The sequence below is a fragment of the Streptomyces sp. TSRI0107 genome (assembly GCF_001905845.1).
In the GTDB taxonomy this organism is placed as follows: domain Bacteria; phylum Actinomycetota; class Actinomycetes; order Streptomycetales; family Streptomycetaceae; genus Streptomyces.
Map to the genome: position 1 here is coordinate 638379 of NZ_LIVZ01000004.1, position 16704 is coordinate 655082.

Below are 16704 nucleotides of genomic sequence, written 5' to 3' on the forward strand. Positions count from 1 at the left end.
GCCCGGCTGTCAGGCGGTGACGCCCAGGACCAGGGAGGCCACCGCCGGAGCGGCGTACACCAGCGGGAACGGGATGTGCGAGAACCACCGGGCCCGGATGATGGTGATCACCGCGCCGGTGAAGTAGAGGACCAGGCCGACCGCCGCCATCAGGCCCACCCACGGGACGACGAGCCCGGCCAGCAGGCCCACCGCGCCCGCGGCCTTGGCGCCGGCCAGCCACGGCCACCAGGCGCGCGGCACCCCGTAGTCGTTGAGCGGCTTCACCACCCAGGCGGCGCGGAACTGGATCGCTCCGGCGGAGTAACCCACCATCAGGGCGCCCAGGACGGTGACGACGACGTAGGCAGTGGACATGGTTCGGCTCCCATCGTTTCGGCTCGTTCACCTGGCTGACACGGCCCGGCGGGCGAGTGTGACGAGGAACGAGCCGATGTGACCACAGTCACCTTCAGGAGCCGTACAGGCCGTCCACCTCGCGGGCGAAGTCCCGCAGGATCACCGCCCGGCGCAGCTTCATGGACGGCGTCAGGTGGCCGGTCTCCTCCGTGAAGTCGACGGGGAGGACCGTGAACCGGCGGATGGACTCGGGCCGGGAGACCAGCTTGTTGGCCTCGTCCACGGCCCGTTGCAGCACGGCCCGCAACTCCGCGTCGTCGCCGAGCAGTTCCGCCGGCACGGGATGTTTGCCGTTCATCCGCCGCCAGTGGCCGACGCCTTCCATGTCCAGGGTGATCAGGGCGGCGACGTAGGGGCGGTGGTCGCCGACGACCACGCACTGGGAGATCAGCGGGTGCTGCCGCAGCCAGTTCTCCAGCGGGGCCGGGGCGACGTTCTTGCCGCCCGCGGTGATCAGGATCTCCTTCTTGCGGCCGGTGATGGTCAGATAGCCCTCGTCGTCGAGGTGCCCGAGGTCGCCGGTGGGGAACCAGCCGTCCGGCGTCGCCGCGACCACTCCGCCCGCGTGCGGGTCCCAGTACCCGCGGAAGACCTGCCCGCCGGAGAGCAGGATCTCCCCATCGGCGGCGATGCGTACCCGCGACCCGGGCAGCGGCCAGCCGACGGTGCCGAGGCGGGGTTTGAGGGGCGGGGTGACGGTGGCGGCGCCGGTGGTCTCGGTCAGCCCGTAGCCCTCGTACACCTCGATGCCCGCGCCCGCGTAGAACGCGGCGAGGTCGCGGCCGAGGGGTGAGCCGCCGCAGATGAGGTAGCGGACCCGGCCGCCGAGCGCGTTGCGCAGGCGGCGGTAGACGAGCGGGTCGTACAGGGCGCGGGCGGCCTTGAGGGCGGCGCCGGGGCCGGGGCCGGTGCCGTGCCGGCGGGCCTCGACGGCCTCCCCGTACCGGCGGGCCGTGTTCACCGCGCGTTCGAACGCGCCCGCCTTGCCGCCGCTCTCGGCGGTGGCGCGCGCGTTGTTGAAGACCTTCTCCAGCATGTACGGGATGGCCGGCAGGAAGGTCGGCCGGAACCCGGCGAGGTCGGCCAGCAGGTCCTCCGCCTTGAGGCTCGGCGCGTGCCCGAGCCGGACCCGGGCCCGGACGCACGCGACGGCGACCATCCGGCCGAAGACGTGTGACAGCGGCAGGAAGAGCAGGGTGGACGGTTCCTCGTCGGTCCGCGCCTTGAAGACGGGGTAGAGGAGTTCGATCGCGTTGTCGACCTCGGCGAGGAAGTTGCCGTGGGTGAGGGCGCAGCCCTTGGGGCGGCCGGTGGTGCCGGAGGTGTAGACGAGGGTGGCGAGGGTGTCGGGGCCTAGGACGCCCCGCCGTACGTCCACCTCCTGGTCCGGTACGAGCGCGCCGCGCCGGCCCAGCTCCTCGACGTGTCCCTTCTCGACGACCCACACGTGCCGCAGGTCGCGCAGCCGTTCGAGTTCGGGTCCGATCGCGGCGGCCTGCCCGGCCGTCTCGGTGACGAGGGCGACCGCTCCGGAGTCCTGGAGGATCCAGCGGGTCTGGAAGACGGAGGAGGTCGGGTACACGGGAACGGTGACGAGCCCGGCCGCCCAGGCGGCGAAGTCGAGCAGGGTCCACTCGTACGACGTGCGGGCCATGACCGCGATCCGGTCGCCTGGGACGAGCCCTTCGGCGATCAGCCCCTTGGCGACGGCCAGCACTTCGGCGGCGAAGCCGGCGGCCGTCACATCGGTCCATACGCCGTCGTCGGCACGGCGGCTGAGGACCGCCCGTCCGGGCTCGGCGGCGGCGTTCTCGAACGGCAGGTCGGCGAGCGAGCCGTGGGTGACGGGCGGCACGAGCGGCGGTACGGCCACCTCGCGCACCTCGCCGTCCAGCCGCCGCAGTTCCGGTTCGACGAGGACGGGACCGCTGTCCGGGTCGTAGTCGAGTGCCGAGGCGGACGACACCGGCGGCACCGGCTGGGACGAGTACGAGATGGGCATGCGGCTCCTCCGGGCGGCTCGGTCGTTACCGCCGGTAGGACGGGGATCCTACGGCGCCCGCGTGAGGGGCCTGTGCGGGTTCCTGGAGGTTTCGGGAACGGTCCGGGGCCTGATGTGTGCAGAGTGCATACATCAACACGCCTTACCTGCGGTAACCTTACTCCAGAGTAAGCACAGCGGACACGTCCCCGGGAGCCCCCGACATGGCCTCACTCACCGGTTCCCTCACCCGTGGCGCCCTGCTGTCCCCCTTCAAACGCCCCCGCCCCGACGCCGACTACCCCCGCGCCCCGCTCACCCTCGCCCGGGCCCGTATCGACCTGGCCCGGCTGGCCGCCTACGAGCGGGCCTGCGGCTTCCCCACCGGCGCGGACGCGCTGCCGCCGACGTATCCGCACATCCTCGGCTTCCCGCTGGCCATGCGGCTGATGAGCGGCCGGGACTTCCCGCTGCCGCTGCTCGGCCTCGTCCACACCTCCCTCGACCTCACCCGGTACACCACCCTCCCGGCCACCGGCGCATACGACGTCACCGTCCGCGTCGGGGGACTGACGCCGCATCGCAGGGGCACGGAGGCGACCGTGGTGACCGAACTGCGGCCAGCCGGAGAAGCCGGAGAAGTCGTCTGGGAGTCGCGAAGCACCTACCTCGCCCGGCACCGCACCGGCCACCCGGCCGGCACGGCGGGCGCACACCCGGACACCCCCCTGCCCGAACTCGCCGAATGGCACCTCCCCGGCGACCTCGGCCGCCGGTACGCCGCCGCCTCCGGCGACCGCAACCCCATCCACCTGCACCCGCTCACCGCCCGCGTCTTCGGCTTCCCCCGGCCGATCGCGCACGGCATGTGGAGCGTGGCCCGCTGCCTCGCCGAACACGGCACCCCGGACGCGGTGCGGGTGAGGGCCCGGTTCCTGGCGCCCGTACCGCTGCCGGGGACGGTCCGGTACGGCGCGCGGGACGGGCGGTTCGAGCTGCGCGGGGGCGAACGGGTCCACCTCACGGGGAGCGTCGAACCGCTCGCCTCACCCCTGCGGAGGTGACCAGGCCCGCCCCTCCAGCAGACCGCCGAGACCCGCCCAGGCGAAGTTCATCAGCGTCGCCGCCGCCTGCCGGGCGGTGACGCCAGGAGTGGCGTTGGCCCACGCGGCGAGCGACTCCGCGGCGCCCACCAGGGACTGGGCGAGCCCGGCGGCCTCCCGCTCGGGATACGCCTCGGGGGCGGCCTCCGCGATCAGCCCGGTCACGAACGCCACCGCCTCCGCGCGCATCGCGGTGACCTCGGCGGCGAAGGCGTCCCCGTGGGTGCGGGCCTGGACGTGCAGCACCGACCAGCCGTCGGGGTGCCGGGCGGTGTGCGTGAAGAACGCCAGCAGCCCGTCCCACAACTGCCGGTCGGCGGACAGGGACGGGTCGATGCCGGAGCGGACGGCCGAGATCAGCGCCCGCGCCTCACGGCGGATGCAGGCGCTGAACAGCTCGTCCTTGGAGTGCAGATACAGGTACACCAGCGGCTTGGAGACGCCCGCGACCTCCGCGATGTCGTCCATCGAGGCCGCCATGTACCCGCGCTGCCCGAAGATCCGTACGGCGGCGTCCAGCATCTGCTGCTCACGGACCGCACGCGGCATCCGCTTGGTCTTCACGGAACCCATGCGGAACAGCGTACGGTCCGTACCGCGCCGTTACTGACCGCTCGGTCAGGCCGCGGCCTGAACCGTTCGGGACTCGTCGACCGGACCCGCGGCCGGCTCGTCGACCGGCGAGCCGCCACCCACCGAGTCGTAGGCCTCGCGGTCCAGCAGCCCCTCACGGGCGGAGACGACGACCGGGACGAGGGCCTGGCCGGCCACCTCGTGACCGAACTGTCTGTATGCACGTTATTCAGGCGCAAGCACCTAATCCGTGACCAGGGGTGGGACATGGCCAGGCCCAAGCGTGTAGGGATCTACGTACGAATCAGTAAGGATCGCAAGGGTCAGGAACTCGGTATCCAGCGCCAGGAGAAGGCGTGCCGGGAATTGTGCGAGCGCATGGGGTGGGGCGTTCTCAAGGTCTACCCGGAGAACGACATGTCGGCGTCAACGACCAGCAAGCGTCGGCGTCCCCAGTACACCGAGATGCTCCGCGACGCCCGCGACGGCGTCATCGACGGGATCGTCGTCTACTCCATCGACCGCCTGACACGCCGGATCAGCGAGCTGAGCAGCTTCCTCGAAGCGCAGAAGGAACACGGATTCGCGTTCGCCACTACGGAGGGCGAGGACACGTCGACAGCCAACGGCCGGATGGTCCTGACCATCAAGGGTGCGGTGGCGCAGCAGGAGACGGAGCGCATGTCGGAGCGCGTGAACAACTCCCTCTTACAGCGCAGAGAGGAGGGCAAGCCGCACGCCGGCGGGAGAAGGCAGTTCGGTTTCAAGGAGGGGTCGCACTTCAAGGAGCTGAACGAAGGCGAGGCCGAACTCATTCGTGAGGGCTACCACATGCTGATGGACCAGGCGCCGAAGACGCCGGGTGATGTGGCCCGGTACTGGAATTCCAAGGGCTCCACGACTCCGCACGGCGGCGCCTGGACGATCCAGGCGGTGAAGCGCCTGTACCGGTCGGAACGGACTGGGGGAATCGTCACATACAAAGGCCAGGACATCGGAGACAGCATCTACGGTGCCCCTCTGACCCGCGAGCAGTGGAGGACCGTCCAGATCCTTCTGGACGGGCGCGCCACACCGGCGGCGCAAGGCTCGGGCAAGCGGAAGCACCTGTACTCCGGATTCCTTCGGTGCGGTTACTGCGGCTCCACCATGCGCGTGCAGTGGGCGACCATCCAGGGACGAACCTTCCGGCGGACGTTCTGTCACTCAGGGCAGCGAGGCAGGAACGGTCACCTAGGCTGCGGCAAGGTGAGCCGCAAGTACGACTGGATCGAAGAGCGGCTCAACGAGGTGACCGAAGCTGCGCTCCTGTCCCGCACGCCTCGGGAGGAAGAGGTGCCTGCGGAAGACCTCACGGACGGGATCAACTTGCTGGAAAGCCGCATCCGGGCACTTCGAGACCGCTGGAAGAAAGGACGGATGGAGGACGAGGATTACTTCGACTCCCTGGCTCACCTTCGCTCGGAGCTCCAGACCCTGCGCACGCGCGAAGCAACAACAGGTATTCGCCGATCTCGCGTCGAGACCGACGCACTTGCGGTCTGGAAGGACGACGGACCCGAAAACCTCGAACGCCGCCGTGCCATCGTGGCGTCCGTGATCGACCACGTGGACGTGTTCAGCATCGGCCGCGGCAGACGCAAGCCGCCCGAGATCACCTCCATCAAGATCACATCGGTCGACGTGCCGGATGAAGCGCCACCGGAGTGAGTGGCTTGCCCCAGTCGGCGTGTAACTTCCGATGAAATGCAAAGTGACGCCCCGCACCACGAGGTCGGCGCGGGGCGTCACGCGACTTGGCCAGGCGGCCACAGTCGTCCGCCACGATCAAGCGGCGGCAGCCACCGCCCGGGGCTCATCGGCATCGAGGGGAGCCGTCGACACGCTGTTGTACTTGTCGCGGTCGAGGATGTTCTCCCGCGACGCCACAATCAACGGGTTGACAACTTGCCCGGCCACATTGGTGGCCGTGCGCATCATGTCCAGGATCGGGTCGATCGCGAGCAGCAGGCCGACGCCCTCCATGGGCAGGCCGAGCGTGGACAGGGTCAGGGTCAGCATGACCGTGGCGCCGGTGAGGCCGGCGGTGGCGGCGGAGCCGACCACGGACACGAACGCGATCAGCAGGTAGTCGCCGACGCTCAGCTGGATGTCGAAGATCTGCGCGACGAAGATCGCGGCGATCGACGGGTAGATGGCGGCGCAGCCGTCCATCTTCGTGGTGGCGCCGAACGGCACCGCGAAGGAGGCGTACTCCTTCGGCACGCCCAGCCGCTCGGTGACCTTCTGGGTGAGCGGCATGGTGCCGACGGAGGAGCGGGAGACGAACGCCAGCTGGATCGCGGGCCAGGCGCCCTTGAAGAACTGTACCGGGTTGGCCTTGGCGACGGTCGCCAGCAGCGCCGGGTAGACGCCGAACAGGACGAGCGCGCAGCCGATGTAGACGTCGGCGGTGAAGGTGGCGTACTTGCCGATCAGGTCCCAGCCGTAGGTGGCGATGGCGTTGCCGATGAGGCCGACGGTGCCGAGCGGGGCGAGCCGGATGACCCACCACAGGGCCTTCTGCAACAGCTCCAGGACGGACTCGCTGAGGCTGAGGATCGGCTGGGCCTTGTCGCCGAGCTGGAGGGCGGCGATACCGGCGACGGCGGCCATGAAGACGATCTGCAGCACGTTCAGCTCGGTGAACGGCGTGATGACGTCGGTCGGGACGATGCCGGTCAGGAAGTCGATCCAGGACCCGGTGTGCTCGGGCTCCGCGCCGTCCTTCGGGGTGAGGCCGGTACCGGCGCCGGGGTTGGTGACCAGGCCGATGGCGAGACCGATGGCCACCGCGATCAGCGAGGTGATCATGAACCAGAGGAGGGTGCGGCCGGCCAGCCGGGCCGCGTTGTTGACCTTCCGCAGGTTGGTGATCGAGACGAGGATCGCGAAGAAGACGAGCGGGGCGACGGCGAGCTTGAGCAGCCCGATGAAGGTGCCGCCGATCTTCTCGAGGGTGGTGACCAGCCAGGAGAGGTCCTGGCTGCGGGCTATCCAGCCGAGCAGGACACCCAGGACGAGGCCGGCGAGTATCTGGGCCCAGAAGGGCACCTTGAACGACTTCGTGTTCGCGGACACGGACATGCTCCGTTGGGGGCGCGTAGGGGAAATACGTGGACTGACGACGAAAGGGCCGGGCGCGGCGTCAGCGGGGACAGATCCCGGAGGCGCACCGGCAGAGGTCCACGTGCAGGCGCGCCACGAGCATGAGGCTCGGGGACCAGGGGGACGCGGCTGCTGACTTCACACCGAAGACGTTAACACCTGAACTTTGGGAGTCCCAAAGCCTTTCTTTGAGAGGTGGGCGGCCGCCGGCACCCACGGAACGCAAGAAGCCCCGTCCTCCGAGGTGTTCGGGGGGCGGGGCTCTGTGCTTGTGTGACGCGTCTTACGACGTCTGGCCCTGCGCGGTCTGGCCCTGCGCGCGGGCCGCGTCGTCGGCGCGGTCCTCCTGGCTGCGGTTGGCCTCGAAGTTGGCCTTCACCTGGTCGACCTTGCGCACGATGCCCTCGGACGCGCGGTCCCGGGCGCCGCGCAGCACCACGAAGCTGATCGGCGCGGAGATCACCAGCGCGAGCAGGACGATCCACATGCCGTTGGAGTCGCCGAGGCCGCGCGGGGCGACACCGGAGTAGACGAGGCCCCAGACGACGACCAGGCAACCGGCGAAGATGCCGAGGCGCATCAGCGTGTATCGGAGCATCTCAATCCACTCTTCCGATGACGAACAGGGGCACGATCCAGTGAAGCACGCCGACGACCCGGTCTTGCAGGCGGGGCTCAGCCCAGCGGCAGCAGCATGACGACGTCGTCCCGGTCGTCGTCCGGGGCGACCCGGATCGCGCCGGGCACGCGTCCGACCTCCTTGTAGCCGCAGGACGCGTAGAACCGCTCCAGGCCGAGACCGCCGCGGCAGGTCAGCCGGATCGCCTCGATCCCGTCGAAGCCGCGGGCGGCGTCCTCGGCGGCGGCGAGCAGGTCACGGCCGTACCCCTTCCCCTGGTGGCGGGGGTGCACCATCACCGTGTACAGCCACAGCCAGTGGGTCATCAGGCGGTGGGTGTTGAAGTGGAAGAAGCCCGTGGCGGCGACCCGTCCGTCCTCGTCGTGGCCGACGAGGAGCCGGGCCCGGCCCTCCGCCATGGCCACGAGGTGCCTCACCAGCTCGGGCCGGATCGTCTCCCTTTCCACCGGCGGCACGAAGCCGACGGCTCCGCCCGCGTTGGAGACGTCGGCCCACAGGTCGAGGATGCCGTCGCGCAGGTCGGGGGTGACGGCGGGATCGAGCGTGAACGTAAGGGGCATGCAGGCATCCTAGTCATTACGACAGCGCCCGCGCCGCCACCCTGAGATCCGCCACCAGCCCTTGGTACGCGCCCTCCCGGTCGTCGGCCCGCAGCACCGACGACGGATGCACGGTCGGCACCAGCCGCTCCGCGCGCCCGTGGATCTCCCGCTCCAGCACCGTCCCGCGCACCTCGCCGACCCGGAACGACGACCCCAGCAGCGCCTTGCCCGCCGTCGCCCCCAGCACCACGATCAGCTCCGGCTCCACCAACGCGAGCTCGGCCGCGAGCCACGGCCCGCAGGCCGTCGTCTCCCGCAGACTCGGCGCCTTGTGGATCCGCCGCTTCCGGGGCTCGGCCTGGGTGAACTTGAAGTGCTTGACGGCGTTGGTCACGTACGCCTCACCGGGATCGATCCCCGCTTCGGCGAGCGCCCGGTCGAGCAGCTTCCCGGCCGGCCCGACGAAGGGCTTGCCCTGCCGGTCCTCCTGATCACCGGGCTGCTCGCCGACGAGCATGACGCGGGCGCGCGCGTCCCCGGCCCCGAACACGGTCTGCGTGGCATCACGGTGAAGGGGGCAGCCCCGGCACTCGCCGGCGGCCCGGCGCAGACCATCCAGATCAGCACCGTCCGGCACGAAGGGTTCGGCGGTGTACTGCTCCTCGGGCGCGGTACTCACGCCCTCGCGAGTACCCACCCCAGGGGCGCGGGGAACTGCGCGAGCCCCCCCCCACGACCCGCACCCGAACCGCGAACCTCAGATCCTCATCGGCTGGGGCGACTCCCGCCGCCCCGCGTCCGGCCCCTCGAACTCCCTGATGACCTCGTACCGGGTGTTCCGCTCCACCGGCCGGAACCCCGCGTCCCGAATGAGATCCAGCAGATCGTCCCGGGTCAGCTTGTTCGGCGTGCCGTAGTTGTCCGCGTCGTGGGTGATCTTGTACTCGACCACCGACCCGTCCATGTCGTCCGCCCCGTGCTGCAGCGCGAGCTGCGCGGTCTGCACGCCGTGCATCACCCAGAAGACCTTGACGTGCGGAACGTTGTCGAAGAGCAGCCGCGACACCGCGAAGGTCTTCAGCGCCTCGGCCGGGGTCGCCATGGTGGTGCGGGCCTGGAGGCGGTTGCGGACCTTGCCGTCCTTCATGTCGACGAAGTCGTGCTGGTAGCGCAGCGGGATGAAGACCTGGAAGCCGCCGGTCTCGTCCTGCAGTTCACGCAGCCGCAGCACGTGGTCCACCCGGTGCCGGGGCTCCTCGATGTGCCCGTACAGCATGGTGCTCGGGGTCTTCAGCCCCTTCTCGTGCGCGAGGCGGTGGATGCGGGACCAGTCCTCCCAGTGGGTGCGGTGGTCCACGATGTGCTGCCGGACCTCCCAGTCGAAGATCTCCGCGCCGCCGCCGGTCAGGGACTCCAGCCCCGCGTCGATCAGCTCGTCCAGGATCTCGCTCGCGGTCAGCCCGGAGATGGTCTCGAAGTGGTGGATCTCGGTCGCCGTGAAGGCCTTCAGGGAGACGTTCGGCAGTGCGGCCTTCAGTTCCCGCAGGGAACGCGGGTAGTACCGCCACGGCAGGTTCGGGTGCAGCCCGTTGACGATGTGCAGTTCGGTGAGGTTCTCCGACTCCATCGCCTTGGCCAGCCGCACGGCCTCCTCGATGCGCATGGTGTACGCGTCCTTCTCGCCCGGCTTGCGCTGGAAGGAGCAGTACGCGCAGGAGGCCGTACAGACGTTGGTCATGTTGAGGTGCCGGTTGACGTTGAAGTGCACGACGTCGCCGTTCATGCGCGTGCGCACCTCGTGCGCGAGCCCGCCGAGCCAGGCCAGGTCGTCCGACTCGTACAGCGCGATGCCGTCCTCGCGGGTCAGCCGCTCACCGGCGCGGACCTTCTCCTCCAGCTCGCGCTTGAGCCCGACGTCCATGGGTGATCCCTTCCTAGACAGACTTCGTAAACCGTACGCCTACGCCTCTTCCGGCAACTCCCCCACCCGGTTCTCCCACTTGGTGGAGAGCACGATGGTGGTACGGGTCCGGGAGACGCCCTTGGTGCCGCCCAGCCGGCGGATGATCCGCTCCAGCCCGTCCACGTCGGTCGCGCGGACCTTGAGCATGTACGAGTCGTCGCCGGCGATGAACCAGCAGTCCTCGATCTCCGGCAGGTCCTTCAGCCGGCGTGCCACGTCCTCGTGGTCGGCGGCGTCGGAGAGCGAGATGCCGACCAGGGCGGTGACACCGAGGCCGAGCGAGGCGGCGTTCACGGTGGCGCGGTAGCCGGTGATGACACCGGCCGCCTCCAGCCGGTTGATGCGGTCGGTGACGCTGGGTCCCGACAGGCCGACGAGGCGTCCCAGCTCCGCGTAGGAGGCCCGGCCGTTCTCCCTCAGGGCCTGGATGAGCTGCCTGTCCACCGCGTCCATGCGATTCGAAGCCTTCCGCTGAAGAAATCTGAGATCCGAGAAACGAGCGTGTGGGGGTCAGTCGTTGCGGGAGCCGCCGCCGAGTTCCCCTTCCCAGCGGCGGTACAGAGTGTGGGGGACGCCGACAGCGTCGAGGACACGTCCCGCGACGAAGTCGACCAGGTCCTGGATGTGCGTCGCGCCCGCGTAGAAGGCGGGCGAGGCGGGGACGACGGAGGCGCCGGCGTCGTCCAGGGCGACGAGGTGCCGCAGGGTCTGTCCGCTCAGTGGCGCCTCGCGCACGGCGACCACCAGGGGCCGCCGTTCCTTCAGCGTGACACTCGCGGACCGCTGGAGCAGGTCCTTGGAGAGTCCGAGGGCGACTCCGGCGACGCACGCGGTGGAGGCGGGCACGATCAGCATGCCCTTGGCCGGGTACGAGCCCGAGGACGGCCCGGCGGCCAGGTCGCCGGCGTTCCAGTACCGCACCGCGTCGAGGTCGGCCCGGAAGGCGTCCGGCTTCCCGTCGGCTCCCCGCGCCAGCCATTCCCCGAGGTCGTCCCGCCAGTGCGCGTCCCGGAAGGAGATCCCGGTCTCGTCCAGCAGGGTGAGCCGTGAGGCCCGGCTGACCACCAGGTCGACGCTCTCCCCCGCGTCCAGCAGCGCACGCAGCACCGCGGCGGCGTAGGGCGTCCCGGACGCTCCGGACACCCCCACGATCCAAGGCGCGCGCTGCGTTTCTCCTGCGTTCACACCCCCGAGCCTACCGGCGGGCCGGGCGATGTTCAGGCCGGGGGCGCCGAGCTCACCAGATGCCGCTTTCGAGTTCCTCCAGGATCACATTCCACGGGAATTCCTCGTACTCGCTCGTACTCGCTCGTACTCGAACGGAGTGGGATCAGGTGTAGACACCTGTCGACAGGTTCTCGAAGAGTTCGTTCCATTCGCTCAGTTCGTGGGCGAAGGGCAACGGGTCGACCTGCTTGATGTCCGCCAGGAGCGTCTCGACTTCTCGCTGACGGCGCGCGTCCTCCCATTCGGGGGTTTCCCCGTCCGCCTGTTCGTAGGACTCGATGTAGCCGACGAAAGCGGTCAGGGTTCGGGCCAGGGAGGACAGGTCCCGGTGAATGGGAACGATCTCCTGAAGAGCATCGGTGTACTGGTACACCACTCCCGTCCCCGGATCGATCACCACAGCGTTGACCGGGAAATTCCCGATGGGAACGACCGCCTTCACGCCGGCCGGGAACGTCCACCCCCGCTGCTCCCGCGAGGCGCGGTCCCACAGGAGTTCGGGATCGAAGTCCGCGGGAAGTCCGAACGGCAGCTCCCACTCCTCGGACGACGGAATGCCCACCTCCGTGAGGAATCCCAGCGTCTCTCCGGTGAAACCGTACTGCTCCGCGGTGCTTTGCGGCAGCAGGTGCACGTTCTCCTCTCCGACCACGTCGGTCAAGCTCTCGTGATCAAGATCGAAGATCACGGATCACCCTTTCTTGGCTTTGCGGGCGGCTTCCATGACCGCGCCGTCCGCTTCGGTCATCATCCCATGGCCGAGGCCGTGTTTCTCGTGCCAGTCACGCAGGTTCAACCGGTACGTCTTGTGCTCTTCGTCCTTCTTGGGGTCGGTCTTGCCGTCCGGACCCGGTGTCTGGTCGTATTTGTGCGAGTGCGTCACGTCCATGTCTTGTTTGAAGTGCTCGGCAAGCCATTGGTCGCACCATGAGCTGGCGGCCTGGCACGGTTGTCGCTCGGTATAGAGGGGTCCGAGCCCGTCTGGATTTCCGTCCCTGAGCACCGGATAGCCGATGGTGCGTTCCGAGTGCACGCCCTTGCTGTGCCCGACCAAAATGAAGGAATTGCCGTTGGAGTCGACGTAATGGGCCGCGGCGTAGTTGCCGCCTTTGTAATCCTGCTTGGAGTAGCGCGCCAACTGTGTGGCGTAGGCCAGTTCGCTCTTCTCGTGGGGCTTCAGCCGCCTCGACTCGACCTTGGGATTGTCAGGGTCCGGCTTGAGACCGTAGGGATTATCCCCTTTGTCCACCGTGGCGCGGTATCGCCAGACCTTGCCGTCCTCCCCGACCAAGTCGGGGAGGCCCGCCTCGTCGCCCTTCATTCTGGTCGGCTTGCCGCCGTCCGCATGGAGCCGTTCGACCGTGCCGTCGTGGTTGAGGAGGTACATCGGGGTGTCGTCCCCGCCTCCCTTGCCGTTCGTCTTGACTTTCTGGGCGTCGTGCCCGACGTCCAGGTCGCTCCCCTTGTGCGTCTTGGACGTGGCCTTGACCTTGTCGGGGACGGTCTCGGTGACATGCTTGGTTATCTTCTTGACCGCCTTCTCGGCACCGTTCAGCGCGCCTTCCAGCACCCCGTCGAAGGCGGCGGTGAACGAGTCCTTGCCCTTGGTCTTACCGAAGGAGCCTTTCGCCTTGGCGAACGGCGTGGCCGTCGCGAGGCTCAGCTCTCCCCCGTGCGCGGCGACCTTCCCCGCCCCGTCCTCGAACTCGACGTGGTCGATGTGCAGCTTCTTGTAGCCGCCTTCCCCGCCGGGTCCGCCTCCTCCGCCGGCCGAGGCCAGCTGCATGCCCGGCCCCTTCTTGCCGTCGCCGCCGCCCTCCCCGGGCGGCAGCTGGAACGCGCCCTCCACCAGATCCAGCACGGCGTCCTCGGCGAGCTTCTCCAGCTTCGCGGTGACCGGCTCGGTGACCCGGGTCGTCAGCTCCTCCACGATCCGGTCGACGGCCTCGTCGATGATCCGCTTCACCAGCTGCCGCATGGCGGCGACCTCGGCCGCCCCGATCAGCGCGGACAGACCGCCGGTCACGACCGACAGTCCCAGCGAGATGCCCACCGACCCGGCCATGACGGCGAGTTCGACCTCGGCCTTGCGCTTCATGCCGAAGATGATGTCCGCGACCACGTCGCAGGCGTCCGCGAACAGCCTCGCGATCTCGGGAATCTTGTCGAGGTGTTCGGCCTTCACATGGGCCCAGTGCTTCTCCATGGCGTCGACGGCCCATCCCTCGGACGAGGAAAGGATTCTTCCGAACGCCTTGTGCGCGTCGCCGCCGTGGCCCTCGAACTTGTCGGCGAAGTCGCGCATGGCCGTGGCCATCTCGCGGTAGTCGTCCTCGTCGACGTTGGGGAAGTTGATCCCGATGAAGTCCAGGATCTCGTCCAGCCAACCCGGGATCGTGTAACCCATCGCCGCACTCCTCCCGTCGAAGTCCTCTTTCCCACAAGGGACTTTCAGCGCGAGCAAAGACCATAACGACGGTCGCCGGGATGGGCGCAAGGGAGCGGCGGGCGGTTGCGACACCCTTGTGAAGAACCCGGTACGGGGATCAGACGGGGCGCAGGGCCACCAGGGCCTCGGCGGTGCCGACGACCATGCCGCCCTCCGGCGTGACCGCGACGGCCGTCACCGGCTGGCCCGGCCGGAAGGAGCGCCGTACCCCGGTGTCGAGGACGTGGTGGTCCACCCGGCCGTCCGACCAGGCCACCGCCAGCACCGGCCCCGTCTCGGCGACGTACCGCGCACTCAACGCCGTCACCGCGCACGGGCGTTCCACGACCGGCGTGGCGAGCGGATCGCCGCCCGGACCCCAGGCCCGCACCCGTCCGTCCACGCCGCCGCTGTACAGCAACGGGACGTCCGAAGGCGGCAGTTGACAGACCGTCAGGGCGGTCACCCGGCCCTCGTGCAGACGGGCGGAGCGGGTGACGGCGGGCAGGTGCACGGTGCCGCCGGCGTCCCCCACCGCGGCCAGGCCGCTCGGGCCGGTCGCCAGCGCCGTCGCCTCGCAGGCCTCCGCCAGTGCCTTCGCCGCCTCCTCCTGGGCGGGCCCGGCGTCCTCGGCGACCAGCGCCTCCAGTCCGGTCGGGCGGGCCACCAGGGCGCGGTCCACGTGGACCCGGCCCCGCGCGTCCAGCACGAGGACGGCGCCGTCGGGCAGCGCCGCCAGGGCCGTCGCCCCCGGATACGGCTCGGGCAGCCGGCCCTCGGCTGCTGCGGTCCCGGCGTCCAGGACCCGTACGGTGCCCTGGTGGTCGCAGCTCAGCAGACGCCCGCCGGTGTGGGCGAGGGCGAGCGCCGGCCCCGGCCACGGAGGCCGCACATCACCTCGTACCCGGGACCACGCCATCCGCCACGGGGCGTCCGCCGCCGCCTCGTCCAGGGCGGGCGCCAGCCGCGGGTCCGCCGTGTCGCCGAGTGCGGCCCGCAGCGCGAGGGCCCGCGACGCGGGCGGCTGAGCGGCGACCAGCGCCTGCCCGGCGCGCAGCCAGGCGTCCCGCAGCCCTCCGTGCGCGTCGGCGGCGGTCTCGTAAGCCGTCGTCAGCCGGTACGGGTCGGCGGCGAGGACCGCGACCGGGTCGTCCAGGCCGGGCAGGGAGTCCGCCTGCTCCGGCGGCGCCTCGGGGCGCTCCGCGTGCCCGTCCCGCTCCCACTCCGCCCGCCGTGCCTCGTCCGTCCAGCGGGGGTCGTCCAGGTCCAGGACGGCGGCGTCGCCGGCGGCGGCCGGCCGGGGCGTGTCCCCGGTGCGGACCTCGACGACCAGGCGGAGGTGCCTCACCCCGACGAGCAGGTCGACGAGGGCGGCCGTCGCCTCCGGGTCGGCGGCGCCGTGCAGTTCCGGCAGGACGATCACCGTGCGGCGGGCGTCCGCGGCCAGCGCCCGCGCCAGCTCGCCCGGTGTCCGCGCCGCCACGCCCAGCTGGTCGGCGAGCATCCACGCCAGTGCCCGTACGCCGAGTCCGCCGGCCGGGGCGAAGGCGTGCACCCGGCGTTCCGCCGCCGTGCCCGGCCGGGTGCCGTGCCCGACCAGCCAGGCGAGCAGCGTCGACTTGCCGCAGCCCGCGGAGCCCGTGACGACGCACAGGCCGGGCGCCTTCGGGTCGGCGAGCCAGCCGAGCAGGGCCGCCGCGGCGGGTTCGCGTCCGGCGGCGGGCCGTGCCCAGCGCTGCCCGCCGGATGCGGGCGCGGTCACCGCGGCCCCTGCTGGGCGGCGTGCGTGATCAGCTCCTTCATGCCTTCCTCGCGGGAGTCGGCGGTGTCGCCGTAGTCGAAGCTGTGGGTGAACTCGGCGTGCGGGAAGAGCCGCTGGAGCCAGACGGCGCAGTAGTGGCCCGGCATCATGCACGGTTCGAGTTCGCAGTAGACGCGCCGCACCTGTTCGGGCTGGACGCCCTGCCCGGCGAGCCGGTCCCAGACCAGTTCCTCGGGGTGCGGGCGGCCGGGGCCGGTCGCGTCGGTGACGATCTGCTTCTGCCCGTCGCCGTCGACGTACTCGAAGGCGGCGGAGAACGGGAAGTTGAGGGTGTGGCGTACGTCGTCCAGGACGCGCGGCCACCAGCTCTCCCGGTTCTCGAACGCGGCCGGGTCGAGGGACCGCAGCTCGGCGTTCAGCTCCCGGAAGGCGGCCGCGGCGACCGGCAGGCTCTCGGCGGCGGCGATGACGGGCATCCGGCGGTCGAGCGCGGCCAGCGACCGGTTGAAGGCGTCGACGCCGGAGCTGACGTACAGGTCGTCCATGCCGAACTGGCCGAGAAACAGCGCCTGCACGGCCCCGTCGGCGCGGACGCAGATCTGGCCCAGCCGGTCGGTGCCCAGCCGCACCAGGTCGGCGATCGTGTCCGGGACGGTCACCCCGTGGTGGCCCGCGAACAGGCCGAGGGTCGGGGCGTCGGTCTCGCGGGCGGCGGTGAAGTACGAGCCGACGTGCAGCGGTACCCCGGTACGGGCGAGGAGCGCCCGCGCCTCCTCCGGGATCCCGCCGGCGTACGCGGCCGGGACGTCGAGGCGGCGCATGCCCTCCGGGCCGAAGTGCTGGGCGGACGGATCCGGCGGAGGCGTGTTCTCGGACGGCATCGGGGCCTCTCACAGACAGGCGGCGGAACGGAACCGAACCGACCCTAGCCGCCGGGCC

General features: G+C 70.3%; 17 protein-coding genes and 1 pseudogene. 2 read left to right on the forward strand and 16 right to left on the reverse strand.

The genetic code is table 11. The annotated features are described in order from the left end of the window. Positions 1-9: 9 nt before the first annotated feature. Both AMK31_RS13345 and AMK31_RS13350 read right to left on the reverse strand, forming a co-directional pair. Entirely contained in the window at positions 10-357 is a 348-nt protein-coding gene (locus tag AMK31_RS13345) for a DoxX family protein (RefSeq protein ID WP_073940656.1), read from the reverse strand. A gap of 94 nt (positions 358-451) precedes the next feature. Then, a complete protein-coding gene (locus AMK31_RS13350) occupies positions 452-2401 on the reverse strand; it encodes an AMP-dependent synthetase/ligase (protein WP_073940657.1) in 1950 nt (649 codons plus the stop codon). 203 nt (positions 2402-2604) lie between these two features. Here AMK31_RS13350 and AMK31_RS13355 point away from each other — a divergent pair, with 203 nt between their 5' ends. Next, on the forward strand, positions 2605-3444 hold the full coding sequence (locus tag AMK31_RS13355; protein WP_073940658.1) for a MaoC family dehydratase: 840 nt from the start codon (positions 2605-2607) through the stop codon (positions 3442-3444). On the opposite strand, the gene AMK31_RS13360 is transcribed toward AMK31_RS13355, so the two are convergent. Both AMK31_RS13360 and AMK31_RS39805 read right to left on the reverse strand, forming a co-directional pair. Further along, the gene (locus AMK31_RS13360; RefSeq protein ID WP_073940659.1) at positions 3427-4056 is read right to left on the reverse strand and encodes a TetR/AcrR family transcriptional regulator; all 630 of its coding nucleotides are present in this window, start codon (positions 4054-4056) and stop codon (positions 3427-3429) included. The two genes, AMK31_RS13355 and AMK31_RS13360, sit on opposite strands and share 18 nt — an antisense overlap. Positions 4057-4101: 45 nt before the next feature. Next, positions 4102-4254: pseudogene (locus AMK31_RS39805) on the reverse strand (dicarboxylate/amino acid:cation symporter); the annotation flags it as partial. 69 nt (positions 4255-4323) lie between these two features. Between AMK31_RS39805 and AMK31_RS13365 the strand changes: the two are divergent. Next, a complete protein-coding gene (locus AMK31_RS13365; protein ID WP_073940793.1) occupies positions 4324-5766 on the forward strand; it encodes a recombinase family protein in 1443 nt (480 codons plus the stop codon). 117 nt (positions 5767-5883) lie between these two features. Here the strand turns inward: AMK31_RS13365 and AMK31_RS13370 are convergent, their stop codons facing one another. The 12 genes from AMK31_RS13370 to AMK31_RS13425 all read right to left on the reverse strand — a co-directional run bounded on the left by AMK31_RS13370 (position 5884) and on the right by AMK31_RS13425 (position 16646). Further along, entirely contained in the window at positions 5884-7182 is a 1299-nt protein-coding gene (locus tag AMK31_RS13370; protein ID WP_073940660.1) for a dicarboxylate/amino acid:cation symporter, read from the reverse strand. Between the two features lie 61 nt (positions 7183-7243). Beyond that, positions 7244-7345 carry a putative leader peptide gene (locus tag AMK31_RS42310; RefSeq protein WP_338013038.1) on the reverse strand — a complete coding sequence of 34 codons (102 nt, stop codon included), beginning with the start codon at positions 7343-7345 and terminating at the stop codon, positions 7244-7246. A 141-nt stretch (positions 7346-7486) separates the two neighbouring features. After that, entirely contained in the window at positions 7487-7801 is a 315-nt protein-coding gene (locus tag AMK31_RS13375; protein ID WP_073940661.1) for a DUF4229 domain-containing protein, read from the reverse strand. A gap of 77 nt (positions 7802-7878) precedes the next feature. Then, positions 7879-8403 (reverse strand): GNAT family N-acetyltransferase, encoded by a 525-nt coding sequence (locus tag AMK31_RS13380; RefSeq protein ID WP_073940662.1) that lies wholly within the window; start codon positions 8401-8403, stop codon positions 7879-7881. Between the two features lie 16 nt (positions 8404-8419). Beyond that, the gene (locus AMK31_RS13385; protein ID WP_073940663.1) at positions 8420-9064 is read right to left on the reverse strand and encodes a UdgX family uracil-DNA binding protein; all 645 of its coding nucleotides are present in this window, start codon (positions 9062-9064) and stop codon (positions 8420-8422) included. Positions 9065-9142: 78 nt separating this feature from the next. After that, positions 9143-10306: an aminofutalosine synthase MqnE gene (mqnE, locus tag AMK31_RS13390; protein ID WP_073940664.1), complete on the reverse strand. Its 1164-nt coding sequence runs from the start codon at positions 10304-10306 to the stop codon at positions 9143-9145. Between the two features lie 39 nt (positions 10307-10345). Beyond that, a complete protein-coding gene (locus tag AMK31_RS13395; RefSeq protein ID WP_073940665.1) occupies positions 10346-10801 on the reverse strand; it encodes an Lrp/AsnC family transcriptional regulator in 456 nt (151 codons plus the stop codon). Between the two features lie 57 nt (positions 10802-10858). Next, on the reverse strand, positions 10859-11533 hold the full coding sequence (locus AMK31_RS13400; protein WP_073940666.1) for a UbiX family flavin prenyltransferase: 675 nt from the start codon (positions 11531-11533) through the stop codon (positions 10859-10861). A gap of 145 nt (positions 11534-11678) precedes the next feature. Beyond that, positions 11679-12263 carry an SUKH-4 family immunity protein gene (locus AMK31_RS13405; RefSeq protein ID WP_073940667.1) on the reverse strand — a complete coding sequence of 195 codons (585 nt, stop codon included), beginning with the start codon at positions 12261-12263 and terminating at the stop codon, positions 11679-11681. Between the two features lie 3 nt (positions 12264-12266). Next, positions 12267-13982: a nucleic acid/nucleotide deaminase domain-containing protein gene (locus tag AMK31_RS42410; RefSeq protein ID WP_079186820.1), complete on the reverse strand. Its 1716-nt coding sequence runs from the start codon at positions 13980-13982 to the stop codon at positions 12267-12269. A 139-nt stretch (positions 13983-14121) separates the two neighbouring features. Further along, positions 14122-15765, reverse strand: a complete 1644-nt coding sequence (locus AMK31_RS13420) for a hypothetical protein (RefSeq protein WP_073940668.1) — start codon at positions 15763-15765, stop codon at positions 14122-14124. Next, complete coding sequence (locus AMK31_RS13425) at positions 15762-16646, reverse strand: nucleic acid/nucleotide deaminase domain-containing protein (protein ID WP_073940669.1); 885 nt, start codon at positions 16644-16646, stop codon at positions 15762-15764. The genes AMK31_RS13420 and AMK31_RS13425 overlap by 4 nt, the downstream gene beginning before the upstream one ends. Positions 16647-16704: the final 58 nt, after the last annotated feature.